Raw genomic sequence first — 16,421 nt, 5'->3', positions numbered from 1 at the left:
CCTCTCCCCGTCACTATACGGGGAGAGGATGCCGGCAGGCAGGTGAGGGGCAGCGCCGGCGCTTCGTGATCACGCCAACCCCGTTGACCCCAAGCCCCATCTGCCCGAATTGTAGCGCCGCAACCCTCCCGGCTCCGGACCCCCATGGCCACGCGCGACGCACCCAAACCTACCGAGCCCCTCACCTTCGCCGTGCTGGTTTTCCCCGGCTTTCCGATGATGGCGTTCAGCTCGGTGATCGAGCCGCTGCGCGCGGCGAACGTGCTGGCCAAGCGGGACTGGTACCGCTGGATCATCGTCGGCGCCGCCGAAGGCCCGGTGGAGGCCTCGAACGGCGTCGTCATCCAGCCCGGCTTTTCCGCCCATGACGCGCCGAAGGTCGATCGCATCGTCGTCTGCTCGGGCGGCGATGCCGATCATCTCGTCGCGCACGATGCGGTGAGCTGGATCCGCAGGAGCCTGCGCGACGGCGCCCATATCGGCGCGGTGGCGGACGCTGCCTTCTTCCTGGCGCGGGCGGGCCTGCTCGACGGCCATGCCTGCACCTTGCACTGGACCAGCCAGGCCGCCTTCACCGAGGCGTTTCCGGATATCGAGCTGAGGCGCGATCTCTACGTCATCGACCGCAAGCGCTTCACTTCGGCCGGTGGCGTCGGCAGCCTCGACATGATGCTGGAGATCATCACCAGCGATTATGGCGCCGAACTGGCCGCCGGCGTCGCCGAATGGTTTGTGCACAGCCCGCTACGCTCCAGCGTCGACCGCAAGCTGATGCCGCTCAGGCTGCGGACCGGCGTGCAGAACGAACTGGTGCTGTCGGCCATCGCCATCATGGAGGATGCGGTGGAGGAGCGGCTCGGCATGGCGGAACTGGCGGGGCGACTTGGTGTCTCCTCCGATAAGCTCGAACGGAATTTCCGCTCCGAACTCAGTATCTCGCCCAACGGCTATTACCGCCGCCTGCGGCTGAAGCGTGCCGCCGACCTCTTGGCGCATTCGACGCTGATGGTGCGCGACGTCGCGCTGGCCTGCGGTTTCGCCTCGATGTCGAGCTTTGCGCGGGCGTTCCGGGAGGAGCATGGCCATGCGCCGAAGGTGATGCGGAGGCAGTAGGTATTTCGGATGTTGGCGGGACAGCGCCCCCCTCTGCCCTACCGGGCATCTCCCCCTCAAGGGGGGAGATTGGCAGCTTCGATGCTCCGCTCCTCCTGCGACGGTGGAACTTCACGAAAGCGGCGATGACGAGCCGATCTCCCCCTTGAGGGGGAGATGTCCGGCAGGACAGAGGGGGGCGCCGTAGAACGCTACGGAACGACTTCAAGCGGTATTTCGCACAACATCTGCGGTATCGCGCACAGCCTCTGAACGACGTATGGCTCATCTTCCCCGCTTCAGGAGGCACCCCATGAGCATTGTCGTTTTTGACCCCGACAGCACCGAGGATGTCGACTTCAAGGACCGCATGCGCCATCCGGCGGCGGCGGATCCGGCCGGCGGCATGTGGCTGTCGGACACCGAGCCGTCCTTCATCGACGCCGACGCGCTGCGCAAGGGCCGGCTGGCCAGGCTGCGCGCCTGGATGCGCGAGGCCGGCTATGGCGGCGTCGTTTTGTTCGACCCCTACAACCAGCGCTACGCCACCGGCTCGCGCAACATGTTCGGCTATTTCCTGCGCAACTCGACGCGCTACTTCTTCATCCCCACCGAAGGGCCGATCGTGTTGTTCGAATATCCGCAGAGCTACCATGTCTCGATGGTGCTCGACACGATCGACGAGGCGCGTCCGTCCAAGCTGGTCTGGTCATCGGTGTCGGGCCGCGACGACGAGACCGCCGGCCCGTTCGCCGATGAGATCGCCGAATTGCTCAAGGCGCATGGCGGCGGCTCGATGAAGCTCGGCCTTGACCGCTGCAGCCATCTGCAGGCACTGGCGCTGGAAAAGCGCGGCTGCGAGGTGCGGGATTGCCAGGGCGAGATTTTGGCGGTGCGCGCGGTCAAGACGCCCGAGGAAGTAAAATGCCTGCAGGTGTCGATGGCTGGTGCCGAGGCTGCGGTCTATGCGGTGCGCGAGGCGATCAAGCCTGGCGTTTCCGAAAACGAGCTGTTCGCCATCATGTATGGTGAGGTGATCCGGCAAGGCGGCGAGTTCATCGAGACCCGGCTGCTGACCTCGGGCCAGCGCACCAATCCGTGGTTCAACGAGGCGAGCGGCCGCAAGATCAGGCCGGGCGAACTCTTGGCGCTCGATACCGATACGATCGGCTGCTACGGCTATTATTCGGACTTTTCGCGCACCTTCCGTTGCGGACCGGGCAAGCCGACGGATTATCAGAAGTCGCTCTACCGCATGGCGCACGACCAGGTTCAGCACAATATCGGGGTCGTCAAGCCGGGCATGGCGTTTCGCGAGATTGCCGAAAGGGCCTGGAAGATACCGGACCGCTTCGTCGACCAGCGTTATACCTCGGTCATGCACGGCGTCGGCATGCATGGCGAAACGCCGTTCATAGCGCACGCCATGGACTACGAGACCTATGGCCGCGACGGTGTCATCGTGCCCGGCATGGTGGTCAGCGTCGAAAGCTATATCGGCGAGAAGGGCGGCCGCGAGGGCGTCAAGCTGGAAGACGAGATCCTGATCACCGAGACCGGCACCGAGCTCCTGTCGCGCTTCCCCTATGAGGATGTTTTCCTTGACAGGCATGTTTGAGTGTTGACAGGCAGTTTTGCATGAAAAGCCCGATCTCGATCAAGCGCGGCAAGGTGGCGGCGGTGTTCATCGATCTCCAGGAGGAGCATCGGCGGGACAAGCGCTATCTGGTCGAAGGCTATGGCGACATCCTCGCCAACGTCCAGCGGCTGCAGGAGGCGGCGCGGGCCAACAATGTGCCCCTTTACCACTGGGCCTATATCGTCGATCTCGCCACGGCGCGGCCGCTCCACCCGGTCGAGGCCAGCGGCAAGTCGGCGTTTTCCGACAAGGACGATCCGCTGACTGCGATCTGCGCGGAAGTGGGCCCGGCGACAGGCGAGATGATGCTGGTCAAGACCGATGCCAGCGCCTTCCGCACGGGGCCTGCCGCCGAGCGGCTGAAGGCCGACGGCATCGAGTGGCTGGTCGTTGCCGGCGTCTGGACCGAGGCCTGCATCGATGCCACCGTCAAGGATGCGGTGGCGCTTGGGTTTCGAGTGCTGCTGGTCAAGGATGCCTGCGGCAGCGGCAGCACGGCGATGCACCAGACGGCCATCCTCAACCTTGCCAACCGGCTCTATGGCGGTGCCGTCACCACCACCGACGGCGCCTGCCGGCTGCTGGCAGGCGAGACGGTCGAAGCCTGGCAGGTCGAGGGCTCGGTGCCGCTGCGCTTCAGCTATGAAAATGCTGCCCGGCTCTACGCCGAGCTCTGAGCGGGATCGCGCAGCGATGATCACCGAGGCCGAGCGACCCGGAACGAGAGGGCGCGGAAAATACCAAACGCTGCTCGATCCGGAGCTGTGGGGCTATATCGATCGGGTCAACGAGTGGTATCCGCCCGAAATCGTCTACATGCCGATCGACAGGCAGCGGGCGGTCTATGATGCCACGTGCCGGGCGTTCCGCGAGCCCTATCCACCCGGCGTCAAGGCCAGCGACAGCGCGGTTCCTGCCGGCGACCGTGCGATCTCGGTCCGGCGTTACCAGATGGCGGGCACGGCGCCGCAAGCGATGGTTGTCTATTATCACGGCGGCGGCTTCGTCCTTGGCGGGCTCGACAGCCATGACGACATCTGCGCCGAGATATGCGCCGGCACCGGCTTTGCCGTGCTGTCCGCCGATTACCGGCTGGCGCCCGAGCATCTGCATCCGGCCGCCTTCGACGATGCGCTGGCCGTATTCGAATGGGCGACGGCGACGGCCGGCCTGCCGATAGTGCTCTGCGGCGAAAGCGCCGGCGGCAATCTGGCCGCTGCGGTGGCACAGGCGACACGCCGCCATCCTCGCCATGCGATCGGCCAGGTGCTGATCTATCCCGAGCTCGGCGGCCCGGAACCAGTTGGCAAAGAGAGCGCCGGGTCCTGTGTCGAGCACGCCGAAGCGCCGCTGCTGACGTTGCGCGACATCGAGTTCTATCGCCAGATCCGGTCGGCGAAGGGACAGTCGCAGGACGACCCGACCTTTTCGCCGCTCAGCGACACCGACTTCTCCGGGCTGCCGCCGACGGTCATCGTCACCGCGCAATGCGACCCGCTGTCCTCGGAAGGCGAGGCCTATCGCGACCGCATCCTCGCCGCCGCCGGTCGCGCCTGGTGGCATGAGGAGCCGCGCCTCGTGCATAGCTTTCTACGCGCCCGCAAGACCGTGCCGCGAGCCGGCGAAGCCTTCGGGCGCATCATTGCGGCCATCGCCGCGCTCGGCAAAGGCGACTGGCCTTACTGAGGTTGCGAAGGCCCCCTCATCCGGCCGCTTCGCGTCCACCTTCTCCCCGCTGGGGAGAAGAGGCTGGCATCAACGCTGGCGACCTCGTCTCCCCCCGGGGGAGAGGTCGGATTGCCCCGAATTGCCCTTCGCAATTCGGTTGGCAATCCGGGTGAGGGGGACCTTCCGTTTGCGGAACAGCGCACAAGAACTGCGGAAGTCCGAACACTCCCCCACGGGAGCTCGCCCTATCATCCCCGAGGCAATGGCGCTCCGGCGATCGCATCCGTCCCCCGCGTTTGGCGATCGGCAGAGGTGCCCAACAACAGGGGAATGACGACAATGAAGTTCATGCTGACCGATCGAAAACTGCATCCGCAGGCCGAGCCCGTCGCCGATGGCTTCAAGAAAGGCCAGATGAACCGGCGCGAATATCTCGCCACCATGGCTGCGCTCGGCGTCAGCGCTACCGGCGCGCTGGCGCTCGGCGGGCTTGCGCCGTCACCGGCCAGGGCCGAGGAGCCGAAGCGCGGCGGCATCTTGCGCGTCGCCATGAACGTCAAGGGCTGGAAGGATCCGCGCACCTTCGACGGCGTCGAGATGTCCAACGTCGCCCGCCAGTGCAACGAATATTTGGTGCGCTGGAAGCGCGACTTCACCTTCGAGCCATGGCTGCTCGAGAGCTGGGAAACCAGCGACGACGCCCGCGTGCTGACGCTGCATGTCCGCAAGGGCATCACCTGGTCGAACGGCGACACCTTCAACGCCGACGACGTGATCCACAATCTGACGCGCTGGTGCGATGCGTCCGTCGCCGGCAATTCGGTGGCCGCGCGCATGGGCGCACTGGTCAACGCCGATACCAAGAAGGCCGTCGACGGCGGCATCGAGCGCGTCGACGATTTCACCGTCCGGCTCAATTTGCCCAAGCCCGACATTTCGCTGATCGCCGGCATGGCCGACTATCCGGCGCTGATCATGCACCGCAGCTATGAAGGCGACGGCGATCCGCTGAAGGCATTGGCGATCACCACCGGGCCTTGCGAACTCGTGGCATGGGACGCCGAGGTCGGCGCCGAAGTCCGCCGCAAGGACAAGCCATGGTGGAAGGGCGAGTTCTACCTCGACGGCATCAAATGGGTCGACTACGGCTCCGACCCCAACGCCATGCTGTCGGCCTTCGAATCGGGCGAGATCGACACCGACCACGAAACCGCCTCCGATACGGTTGCGCAGACCGAGTCCATGGGCCTGAGCAATTCCGAGATCGCCACCGGTTCGACCATCGTGGCGCGTTTCAACGTCGGCAACCCGCCCTATGACGACATCAAGGTGCGGCGCGCCGCCCAACTTGCCGTCGACAATGCCGCCGTGCTGAAGATCGGCATGGACAACCGCGGCAAGCCTGCCGAGAACCATCATGTCGGGCCGATGCATCCCGAATATGCCGATATCGGCCCGGCCGTCCGCAACATTGATCAAGCCAAGGCCCTGCTCGCCGAGGCCAGCAAGGCCGACCACGAATACGAACTCATCTCGGTCGACGTCGACTGGCAGAAGAGCACCGGCGACGCCATCGCCGCGCAGATGCGCGAGGCCGGGCTGAAGATCAAGCGCACCGTGCTGCCGGCCGCGACCTTCTGGAACGACTGGAGCAAATATCCTTTCTCCTGCACGGAATGGCTCGGCCGGCCGCTCGGCGTCCAGGTGCTGGCGCTCGCTTATAAGTCTGGCGCCGCGTGGAACGAGAGCGCCTACGCCGATCCGGAATTCGACAGTCTGCTCGACAAGGCGCTGGCGATGCCCGATCCCGGCGCCCGCAAGGAGCTCATGGCCAAGATCGAGCAGAATCTCCGCGATTCCGGCATCATCATCCAGCCCTACTGGCGCTCGGTCTACCGCACCTACCGCAAGGGCGTGCATGGCTGCGAGCAGCACCAGTCACTCGAGCAGCATTTCGAGAAGGTTTGGCTCGAGGCGTAGCCTTGCAGACGACCAATTGTCGGGGCCAGCGCCGCTCCTTCTTCCTTCTCCCCTTGTGGGAGAAGGTGGATTGGCGCGCAGCGCCAAGACGGTTGAGGGGTGCGGACGGAGTGCCGTCGGTATCAAGCTGGAACACCCCTCATCCGGCCGCTTCGCGTCCACCTTCTCCCACAAGGGGAGAAGGAAGAGCCACGCCAGGCCTTGAAATCTCCAGTCCAAGCCGCACGGTCTCCCGCACCAGCAGGTCCAGATCGTCGCGCCGGGTGCGGTGGTTGTTGATCGCCACCCTGAGGCTATGCTGGCCATGCACCGTCGTGTCGGAAATGGCGGCGATGCCTTCTTCCTGCAGCCTCAGCATGATCTCGGTATTGAGCGCTTTCAGGCGCTCCCCGCCCAGTCCGTCCGCGCGGTAGCGAAAGCAGACGATGTTGATGCTCACCGGCGCTACCAGTTCGAGTGCCGGTTCGGCCGCGATCAGCGCGCCGAGATAATGCCCTTGCGCGATGTTCTGGTCGATCAGCCGGCCGAACTTTTCGATGCCGTGCTCTCGCAACGCCATCCACACCTTCAGAGCGCGAAAGCCGCGCGTCGTCTGCAGGCCGTAATCGTGCAGCCATTGGCCGGAGGCCAGGCCGCGCGGCGTCGATTCCAGATATTCCGGCGTCACCGCGAACGCGCCGCGATGCACGGAGGCATCCCGGATCAGCGCGCAGCCGACCTCGAATGGCGCGTGCAGCCATTTATGCGGATCGAGCGCGATCGAGTGGGCGTGCTCGATGCCGGCAACGCGATGCGAATTGTCCGGCGCAATCGCAAGCAAGGCGCCGATGCAGCCATCGACGTGAAACCACAGATCCTCTTTTGCCGCCAGGTCAGCCAGCGCTTGCAGATGGTCGATTGCGCCGGTGTTCACCGTGCCGGCCGTACCGATTACGCAGGCCGGCTTGAAGCCGGCGTCGCGGTCCTCGGCGATCGCCGCCCGCAACGCAGCGATGTCGATCCGCAGCCCGGCATCGCTCGGGATGCGACGCAGCGCCCGGTTGCCGAGGCCGAGCACTTCCATCGCCTTGCGGTGACAGGAGTGAAGCTGGTCGGAGCCGTAGAAACGCAGCGGCTTGTCGATGCCGGCAACGCCGTGCTCGCGTATGTCGATGCCGGCCTTGGCGTTGCGCGCCACGGTCAGCCCGATGATGTTGGCCATCGAGCCGCCGCTGACCAGCGTGCCGCTGGCCGATTGCGGAAAGCCCATCATCTGCTTGCACCAGTCGACGACCTGGTTGTCCATCAGCGCGGCGGCATGGTTGCCGCCGCCGAGGTTGGAGCCCTGGATCGCCGCCAGGAAATCGCCGAGCGCGCCGGTGAAATTGCTCGAGCCCATATACCAGGACCAGAAGCGCGGATGGATGTTGCCCATCGGATAGGGCATCAAGCTCCTGGTGACGTCGCCATAGATTTCTGCCAGCGGCGCCGGCGAACGCGGCAGCGGCGATGTGAAGAAGGTCCTCACATCAATCGGCATCTCCTGCCACACCGGACGCTCTCTGACATCGCGCAGGTAAGCGACGGCATCGTCGACGATCCGATGCGACAGGGCCTGCACGTCGGCCCAGTTCGAGGGGTCAAGCGTTTCCTCGGTGGCCGTGACGGCCAGTCCAGGCTTCGTGTCCATGCAGGCCGCTCCCGATGTGCCGCCGTCACGCCGGAAACTGGCAGCCGGGCGTCGACTGCGAAAGCGCGGTCTCCTCGGCGTCCATCTCCGCCTCGATGCCGTCGAACAGCGGTGTCGTCATGTAGCGTTCGCCAGTATCGGGCAGCATGCACAGGATCACCGAGCCGGGTGCCGCCTTTTCCGCGATCTGCCGCGCCACCGCGAAGGTCGCTCCGCCGGAGATGCCGGTGAAAATCCCTTCCTTCTGCGCCAGCGCCTTGGCCCATTTCATGCCCTCGGGCCCGGCAATCGGCACCACCTCGTCATAGAGGCTTGCGTCTATCGCCTCCTGCAGCACGTCCGGAATGAAGTCGGGCGTCCAGCCCTGGATCGGATGCGGCTCGAACGCCGGATGGCTGGCCGCAGGCGCGCCGCCGGTGCCGCGCTGCTGCGACTTGCCGCTGCCGATAAGCTGCGCATTGGCCGGTTCGGCGAGCACGATCCGGGTCTCCGGCCGCTCGCGGCGCAGCACGCGTCCGACGCCGGCGACGGTGCCGCCCGTGCCGTAGCCGGTGACGAAGCAGTCGAGCCGCGAGCCGGCGAAATCGTTGATGATCTCGCGCGCCGTCGTCGCTTCGTGAATGGCGGCGTTGGCCTTGGTTTCGAACTGGCGGGCCAGGAACCAGCCATTGGCTTCGGCGAGCTCCACCGCCTTCTTGTACATGCCGAAACCCTTCTGGGCGCGCGGCGTCAGCACCACCTTGGCGCCCAGCATGCGCATCAGCTTGCGGCGTTCGATGGAAAAACTGTCGGCCATCGTCACCACCAGCGGATAGCCCTTCTGGGCGCAAACCATGGCAAGTCCGATGCCGGTGTTGCCGCTGGTCGCCTCGACCACGGTCTGGCCAGGCTTTAGAGCGCCGCTGCGCTCGCCTTCCTCGATGATGTTGAGCGCCAGCCGGTCCTTCACCGAGGCGGCGGGATTGAAGAACTCGGCCTTCACGTAGATCGTGGCATGGTCCGGTCCGAGATTATTGATGCGGATCACCGGCGTATCGCCGACCGTGTCGAGAACGCTGTCGAACAGGCGGCCGCGCCCGGCGGTGGTTCTGATTTTCTGTTGATGCAACATGTCGATCTCCTCGCCTTGTCGGTGTCTCTTGTCGTCACGGGCCGGTTACAGACCGGTGGCTTGGGCGGCGAGGTTTCGAGACCTTGCCGCGCTACATTTGCCTCCGGCAATGCCAGCATCCGGAGCGGGAATTCGCTGCCGGATGCACCGTGTCGCGTTTGGTGATAAAACAAAGGCCGACTGGCCAGCGTGGGAGCAGGCGTGGAAACTTACGTGGAATCCGCCCGATCGAGCCTCCACGGCGAGGTGGCCGGCTTTTCCGTGCGTCTGCTCGGACCGCTGACGATCGCACGCAACGGCATCATCATCCAGCTCCCAAAATCGCGCAAGCTGTGTGCGCTGCTCGCCTATCTGGCGCTGGCGCCGCATCCGGTCGGCCGCAGCCGCCTCTGCGAGCTTTTGTGGGATGTGCCGAACGACCCGCGCGGCGAGCTTCGCTGGTGCCTGAGCAAGCTTAGAGGCATCCTCGATGAACCGCATCATCGCAGGGTCGAGACACCAGGCGACACGATCGCGCTTGATCTGAGAGGTGCTTCCGTCGACGCTGTCGACATAGCCTCGGCCGCCGCCAAGGGCGTTGAGACGCTCGGTCTAGAGCGGCTGCAGGCTCTTTCCGGAATGTTCGCCGGCGACTTTCTCGATGGGCTGGAGATCGACCGCAGCCCGCATTTCAACAGCTGGCTGATCGCTCAGCGCCGCCGCTTCGGCTCTTGGCACGCCGCAATCCTGGAACATCTCGTCAACAAGCTTCCGGTGGATGCCGACAGAATGTCTTCGCATCTGGACAAATGGCTGGAACTCGCTCCGTTCGACGGGCGCGCGCATGTGGCTCTTCTGAAAGGGCTGGCGCAGCGCGGCCAGTTTGACGCGTGCGAGGAACATCTCGCTTCCGCAGCGCAGCTGTTTGCTTCGGAGGATCTGGATTTCGGACCCGTTCGTGAGGCATGGCGCACGATCCGCAACGAACGACCTGCCGCTACGCTCTGGGCGCGACCGTCACTCGTACCCGCGGCCCCTCACGCGTCAATTGTGCTTCCCAATTCCGACACTGCTGCATCGCAGAAGGCTTCGCTTGCGGTGATGCCGTTTGCCGAAGAGACGGCTGACGGCGGCCCACGCGGAGGCATCGCCGATGGCCTGACCCACGATATCATCACCCGCCTGGCCAAGCTCAGGGATTTCTTCGTCATCGCGCGCGGTTCGGTGTTTGCGCTCGCCGAAAAAAACATTGGGCCGGAGGATGCCGGCCGTCGGCTCAATGTCGATTATGTCGCCACCGGCACGGTACGCAGCCAGGCCGGCCGCGTCACCGTCGCGGTCGAGCTGGTCGAAGTGCGCACGGCCAGGATCGTCTGGGCCGAGACGTTCGAGCGCAAGCCGAACGACATCTTTGCCGTGCTCGACGACATCGGCAACAGCATCGTCTCGTCGATCTCGGCCGAGATCGAGACGGGCGAGCGCAACCGCGCCATGTTGAAGGCGCCCAATTCGCTGAACGCCTGGGAAGCCTACCACCGCGGTCTCTGGCACATGTATCGCTTCACCCGCGGAAAACGAGCAGGCCCGGCATTTCTTCGACATAGCCTTGAAGCTCGATCCGACGTTCGCCCGCGCCTATGCCGGCCTTTCCTTCACCCATTGGCAAAATGCCTTCCAGCGCTGGGGCGACCGCGACCACGAAAGCGCCCTGGCCTTCGAGGCAGCCGGCCAGGGCCTGCTCGTCGACGATCACAATCCGGCCGCTCACTGGGCCATGGGGCGGGCGCTGTGGCTGCGCGGCGAGCAGGACGGCTCCCTCATCGAGCTGGAACGCGCCGTAGACCTCAGCCCGAATTTCGCGCTCGGCCACTATGCGCTATCTTTCGTCCATTCGCAGTCCGGCGACCCGCAGGCTGCGATCGGCTCATCCGACCATTCCAGGCATCTGAGCCCCTTCGATCCGCTGCTGTTCGGTATGTTGGGCGCCAGGGCGATGTCGCATGTCCGGCTCGGCCAGTTCGACGAAGCCGCCGAATGGGCGCTGAAAGCAGCCGCGCGTCCCAACGCCCACGCCATCATCCTCGCGATTGCCGCGCATTGCCTTGCGCTGGCGGGGCGGCTGGACGAGGCACGAAGTTTCGCCGCTGCGCTGCGCAAGATGCTGCCGAACTACTGCGCCGACGATTTCATCGGCACGTTCCGCTTCGAGCCGGACGCCGAGGCACTGTTCCGGCAAGGCGCCAAGCGGATCGGGCTGGGGTGAGGCAGGCGCGCGGTTTGCCAGGCTCTCCAAACCGCTCATCGCGGCTGGCCGCCCCAAACATCGTCATGTCTGCAGCCAGGGCGCATCGTCAGGTTGGTTGCGAATTCGTCGACCAGAGCGGATCAGACGGGCTCAACCGATTTGACGTTGCCGTCGGTATCCACGAGGCAGCTTGTCTTCTTGCCACTGGCATCGAGTTCGACCTGATAGGTCTTGGAATCGAGCTTGCTCGATGAAACCGGAAGTATCTTCGTGCTGTCGACACCGCTCGCCTTGGCGACCGCATTGGCGCAAAGCAGTTGAAGGTCCGCCGGGGCCGTCTCGACCTTCGTCCTGGACATCTGGTCCTGAGGCGGCGGCGGTGGCGTGCTGACACAAGCGCTAACGGCTCCAGCCAGGAATCCGATTGCTGTCCCCCGGATCGAAGTTCTCACTGCATTTTTTCCCGACATTGCTTGTCCCTCTCCGAATGCCGCTTCACACACCCTTGTAAAGTGCCGCCCCCTGCATGAGAACGATGACCTTGGCCCCAACCTTGACGCGGGATGCGAGATCGACGATGTCGTCGTTCCTCATACGGATGCACCCCGATGACACGTCGAGCCCGATCGTCCAAGGCTCCGGGGTGCCGTGTATCCGGTAGATCGTGTCCTGGTCGCGCTCATAGAGATAGAGCGCCCTTGCGCCGAGCGGGTTGTCGGGCCCTCCCTCCATGCCTCCGGCGTATTTCACCGCCTTCGGATCGCGAGCGACCATTTCGGCCGGAGGTGTCCAGGTCGGCCACTCCGCCATGCGGCCGACGCGCACGATGCCGGCCCATCCAAACCCTTCCCGGCCCACGCCGATGCCGTAGCGCATGGCCCGCTGACCCGGCTGCACAAGATAGAGAAAGTGCTGATTGCCATCGATAATGATCGTGCCTGGCACTTCCGCGGTGCGGAATTTGACCATCTGCGGACGAAATGCCTCGGGCACCTCATTATGCGCGGCGTAGTATTTGCGCGCCTTGGTGCGATCGTAGTCCACCCATTTGTGGCTTTTCGGGTCGAAAACCTGTGTTCCCTCAGCCAGCGCCGCCACCGCGACAAGACCGAACGCCGCGGCGACGACTGCCGTGAGGGAGCGCCGCCGGACGGTGCCGCGTTCCGCGAACATAGGATTTCCGCTCATGGATTTGCCCACCCGTGCACCCGTGCGCCTTGTGCGGCAACCCATTGTTTGGCGTATTCGTAAGGATCCTGACGCTCTACCTGGAGCGCATAACTCATCTTGGTGATTTCCTCGGGCTTCAGCTCGACCCGTTCCAGGAACGCCACCACCTTCGGATATTTTTTGCGCAGCGAGGTGGCGTAGGCGATATGGAAATGTGCGGTATCCCATGATACCGGCGCGCTGGACTTCGAGACCCAGAGCGGGTCCTCTGACGGCAGTACGATCTTCCACTTTGCCGGATCAAAGGGCGGCTCGGTAAGCCGGACAATGTCGTGCAACTCAAAGACGTGGTGCGGCGCGTAGCAGGCAAACACCATCGGATGATCCGTGGCGACCGCGGCATCGACAGCCGCCATTCCGGCATCCTCGGGCGTCTCCAACAAGGTCATTGTCTTGGCATAACCATAGCTGTTGGCGCGGACGCGCTCGATAGCGGTTGAGGACCAACCCTCAGCGCCGATCCAGAGTTCGCCGCGTCCGTCGCCATCGGTATCCAACGCGGCCGTTTTCTTCGTATCGCTGAGATCCGAAACATCGTGAATTCCAAATTTGTCGGCTGCTTCACGCGTCGCGCAAATGCCTTGCCAGGCCGGCACTCCAATGGGGCTGATGGCCACGGTGCCGGCCCCGTCCACATACTTCTTCACCAGATTATCCAGATTGGGCAGCCAGATTTCGGGATGAATATCCACCTCACCAGAATTGAGACCGGCAAAGGCAATAAGCGTCCCCATCTCGCGCACGTCGGCATCGAGCCCGAAATTTTCCTTCAGGCTGACCTTGAGGATATTTGCCGTCGCCTGGCCCGACGGCCAGTTCGGCATTGCAATGACGAGGTCAGCCGCGTGGACCGGGATGTTTAGCGCCAGCATCGTCAATGCCGCCAGCGACACTTTCCGCAGGCACTGCCGAAATCGGTTGTGCATCTCTTCCCCCTCGCTTCGGTGCTGAAATGAACCGCGACGGGAACAATCTGTCGCGGCAAGCACCTGGTTGTGACACCAGCCCCATCTTCTGACGGGCAACTGCTGAAGGTGCAGCAGTGCATTCGCCAAAGAGAGCGCCTTCACGTGCCGCCCCTGCACGCTACCCGATGACAATCCGACTGGGAAGATGCCCACGACGCGGCCGCGGCGCCCCCACTGCGCCCCTATTTGGCACGCCGCAGCGTTGAAAAGTCGGGCAAAGGGGCGCGTTTCTTTCGGCCCTCGCAACGGTTGGCTGGGTTCGAAAAAATACCACAATAGATCGCGATTAGGGCGATTCGTATAAGATGTGGTATCGTCGCGCATTTTTTGTAGAGTTGGCGCAAAATTCACAACAACATAGAATATTACTTGTACGAACTCGGCTTAATGAGAACAAAACTAAGGAAGCATTCCGGAATCTTGCTACTGATCACATTTCAGTATCTGCTAAGATAGCCCGTGCTGATTCCGAATTATTAAGCATTTGCAAAATTCAATCCTGCGATATTGGGATTTGTCCTTGTCATAGGCTGACTCGGATGCATTTCTTGGAAGCACAGCCGCGTCAGCGGATCGTTGAAACATGCTTGGGCGGACGGGGCACTAAGCATGGAGAGGAATATTGACACTCGCTAATGCGGCGGCCCCCGCTGGGAGCGTTCCCTCCCACGTAAGAGATTACGGCAACCGTCGGCTAAGTCGTCGAATGCATCGACCACAGCCTGGCTCTCGTTTGATGGCCGGCGAAGCTTTGCCCTCCTCCGATTGGCGCCAGCCTTCGCGGCAAAAGCGGGGATCGCCGCCTGCAATGGCCTTCCGATATGGACGATGTCCGCCGCCAGCCAGTCGGAGGAATGAATCATGAAACTCGTAATCTGTGCGGCCTTGGCCACTGCTTTGATGGCGATCGTCGGTTGTACCACCGACGACTACGATGGTTGTCGCGGAAAGGGCTGCCTGGTTGATCGGTCCCATAAAGGGAGCCGGAAGATAGACGACCGGCCGCAGTTCGACAGGAACGGCAATCCCAACTTCGATACCAGGGGCCGTTACATCGGCTGCCATGGGCTCGGATGTAAAGTCGACGATCCTGATGACGGGGATCAAAGTATCGACGACAGACCGCAGTACGACAGAGAAGGCAATCCCAACTTCGATACGCAAGGCAACTACCAAGGCTGCCGCGGCATCGGCTGCGAGGTCGATACACCGGACGATGACAGTTCATCGAACGATGACGATTCCGATTAAGGGACTCGGGGGGGCGAACAAGGAGGAAGCCAATCATGTCTGAATTCAGCGGCCTGGTCCGGCGACGTGTCAAAATCGTCATGGTCGGCCTCACGGGGCTGGGAATGGCGCTGACGTCCGCTTTCGCTGCGAATAACGCCTGTGACGGTATAAAGGTCGAAGTGACGAAGGCGCGCAAGCAGGAATATGCCCCTCTCGTCGTCTCGGCGATGACCAATAAGTTCAAGCCCGCTCAGGCAAAGTTCTTCTCGATCATGGAGAGCGGCAGCTGGAGCGCCGCCTACGTCTCCACGCCGGTGAGCGACGACGGCGTGATGTTCTTCCAGACAGTCGACGGAAAGAAGCAGTTTCGCGACGTGTGGGGCGGCTATGCCGAGCCGTCGGAAAAACCTGAACTGGTATCCTGGGCGAAGAAGCTCGGAGCGCCGCAAGACCTGGCAAAGTGTTTTGCCGAGACAGTTACGGAACGACGGTGATGATCGCTGGAAATTGCCGCTGACCGTTGGTGCAGGGGGAGAATGATTGGTGAGCGCTCCGGGGCGCCGGGGCTCTGAGATCGACTCCAATCATCAGCTGCAGGATGTGCAAAATGCAAAGTCTTCGAAAATCCAGACTGATCGTGCAGTTCGCCCGTGCATTGGCAACGTCAGTGAAAATGACGGCCGTCGTAAGCGTAACCGTCCCGCAAACGATCAATATTGCGCATGCCAGCAAGTATGATCTGCCGAAACCCTACGTCTCCCGGGCTCTTGATGCGGTTCTGATACCGATCAATCACGCCTCTCGGCACCGCTACCAGATCCCGCCAAAACTTCGCGGGGTGTATATCCTGGCTGTTGCACCCCATGGCATTGCCGCGCGGCAAGGTATCCGACCGGGTGACGTGCTTGCCACAGTGCGGCATCAACCGATTTCGACGCCGGTTGATGTCGACAGACTCGTTTGGGCCGCCCTTGCCGTGAGTGCCACCAGTTTCCTGTTTGGCGTGAACCGCGGGACAGAAGTCGCAGATGTCGTCGAGGTCAACACCAACATCACCGTCAACAACTTCAACACCAACATCTCGGTCGACAATATTTCGCAATGGACGAGCGTCGACAATCGAGAGGAGTGGACGCAGATCGTCGATGAGTATGACGACGAGATGGAGACGGGCCTCAATGATACGAGCTATCGCGAGGACGACTCGCAGCCTGGCGACGCCAATCCGGACGCAAATGTGTCTTCTCCCGATGCTGACGACGACGATACCAGCACCGATACTGACGACAATAGCCCGGCCGACAGTACCGACGACAACAGTTCCGATCAGGACGATTCGAGCGATCAGAACGACGATGAAAACTCAACGGACGGTGATGATGACAAGAACAGCACCGACACCGACGACGATAGCACGGATGACGATGCGTCGGATGACAGCACTGACAACAATGATTCCGACGATCAGGACGATTCCAGCGATCAGAATGACGATGACGACCCGTCGGCAGATGGTGAAGACGAAAACAGCACCGACAGTAATGACGATGCGTCGGATGACAGTAACGACGCTGACGGATCGGACGATGACGATGCCAACTAGCGGC

The 16,421-nt window shown here is 63.0% G+C and carries 13 protein-coding genes and 1 pseudogene; 9 read left to right on the top strand and 5 right to left on the bottom strand.

Annotated features, from left to right (window positions below; genetic code table 11):
- Window positions 1-144 precede the first annotated feature (144 nt).
- The 5 genes from NKI70_RS19715 to NKI70_RS19695 all read left to right on the top strand — a co-directional run bounded on the left by NKI70_RS19715 (window position 145) and on the right by NKI70_RS19695 (window position 6,379).
- Window positions 145-1,113, top strand: coding sequence for a GlxA family transcriptional regulator (locus tag NKI70_RS19715; RefSeq protein ID WP_352697398.1), 969 nt, complete (start codon window positions 145-147; stop codon window positions 1,111-1,113).
- A gap of 292 nt (window positions 1,114-1,405) precedes the next feature.
- The gene (locus NKI70_RS19710; protein WP_352570146.1) at window positions 1,406-2,710 is read left to right on the top strand and encodes a M24 family metallopeptidase; all 1,305 of its coding nucleotides are present in this window, start codon (window positions 1,406-1,408) and stop codon (window positions 2,708-2,710) included.
- 20 nt (window positions 2,711-2,730) lie between these two features.
- Window positions 2,731-3,408, top strand: a complete 678-nt coding sequence (locus NKI70_RS19705; RefSeq protein ID WP_352570148.1) for an isochorismatase family protein — start codon at window positions 2,731-2,733, stop codon at window positions 3,406-3,408.
- A gap of 16 nt (window positions 3,409-3,424) precedes the next feature.
- Window positions 3,425-4,417 carry an alpha/beta hydrolase gene (locus NKI70_RS19700; RefSeq protein ID WP_352724850.1) on the top strand — a complete coding sequence of 331 codons (993 nt, stop codon included), beginning with the start codon at window positions 3,425-3,427 and terminating at the stop codon, window positions 4,415-4,417.
- Window positions 4,418-4,738: 321 nt separating this feature from the next.
- Window positions 4,739-6,379, top strand: a complete 1,641-nt coding sequence (locus tag NKI70_RS19695) for an ABC transporter substrate-binding protein (protein ID WP_352575404.1) — start codon at window positions 4,739-4,741, stop codon at window positions 6,377-6,379.
- Window positions 6,380-6,518: 139 nt separating this feature from the next.
- On the opposite strand, the gene NKI70_RS19690 is transcribed toward NKI70_RS19695, so the two are convergent.
- Window positions 6,519-8,048 carry a pyridoxal phosphate-dependent decarboxylase family protein gene (locus NKI70_RS19690; RefSeq protein WP_352724849.1) on the bottom strand — a complete coding sequence of 510 codons (1,530 nt, stop codon included), beginning with the start codon at window positions 8,046-8,048 and terminating at the stop codon, window positions 6,519-6,521.
- Window positions 8,049-8,073: 25 nt separating this feature from the next.
- The gene (locus NKI70_RS19685) at window positions 8,074-9,159 is read right to left on the bottom strand and encodes a PLP-dependent cysteine synthase family protein (protein WP_352575400.1); all 1,086 of its coding nucleotides are present in this window, start codon (window positions 9,157-9,159) and stop codon (window positions 8,074-8,076) included.
- A gap of 213 nt (window positions 9,160-9,372) precedes the next feature.
- Between NKI70_RS19685 and NKI70_RS19680 the strand changes: the two are divergent.
- Window positions 9,373-11,401: pseudogene (locus NKI70_RS19680) on the top strand (transcriptional regulator).
- A 122-nt stretch (window positions 11,402-11,523) separates the two neighbouring features.
- Here the strand turns inward: NKI70_RS19680 and NKI70_RS19675 are convergent.
- The 3 genes from NKI70_RS19675 to NKI70_RS19665 all read right to left on the bottom strand — a co-directional run bounded on the left by NKI70_RS19675 (window position 11,524) and on the right by NKI70_RS19665 (window position 13,539).
- On the bottom strand, window positions 11,524-11,742 hold the full coding sequence (locus tag NKI70_RS19675; protein WP_031212349.1) for a hypothetical protein: 219 nt from the start codon (window positions 11,740-11,742) through the stop codon (window positions 11,524-11,526).
- A gap of 136 nt (window positions 11,743-11,878) precedes the next feature.
- Complete coding sequence (locus NKI70_RS19670; protein WP_352697393.1) at window positions 11,879-12,571, bottom strand: L,D-transpeptidase; 693 nt, start codon at window positions 12,569-12,571, stop codon at window positions 11,879-11,881.
- Window positions 12,568-13,539 (bottom strand): ABC transporter substrate-binding protein, encoded by a 972-nt coding sequence (locus tag NKI70_RS19665; protein WP_502897742.1) that lies wholly within the window; start codon window positions 13,537-13,539, stop codon window positions 12,568-12,570. The genes NKI70_RS19670 and NKI70_RS19665 overlap by 4 nt, the downstream gene beginning before the upstream one ends.
- A 903-nt stretch (window positions 13,540-14,442) precedes the next feature.
- Here NKI70_RS19665 and NKI70_RS19660 point away from each other — a divergent pair.
- The 3 genes from NKI70_RS19660 to NKI70_RS19650 all read left to right on the top strand — a co-directional run bounded on the left by NKI70_RS19660 (window position 14,443) and on the right by NKI70_RS19650 (window position 16,417).
- Window positions 14,443-14,832 (top strand): hypothetical protein, encoded by a 390-nt coding sequence (locus NKI70_RS19660; protein ID WP_352575394.1) that lies wholly within the window; start codon window positions 14,443-14,445, stop codon window positions 14,830-14,832.
- Between the two features lie 35 nt (window positions 14,833-14,867).
- Entirely contained in the window at window positions 14,868-15,308 is a 441-nt protein-coding gene (locus tag NKI70_RS19655; protein WP_352697391.1) for a hypothetical protein, read from the top strand.
- A gap of 113 nt (window positions 15,309-15,421) precedes the next feature.
- Entirely contained in the window at window positions 15,422-16,417 is a 996-nt protein-coding gene (locus NKI70_RS19650; protein ID WP_352724848.1) for a PDZ domain-containing protein, read from the top strand.
- Window positions 16,418-16,421: the final 4 nt, after the last annotated feature.

Origin of the sequence: Mesorhizobium sp. M0500, from assembly GCF_040321165.1 — a bacterium.
GTDB lineage: Bacteria > Pseudomonadota > Alphaproteobacteria > Rhizobiales > Rhizobiaceae > Mesorhizobium.
The sequence above is the reverse complement of the archived record's forward strand: the minus strand, read 5'-3'. Positions and strand labels throughout refer to the sequence as shown.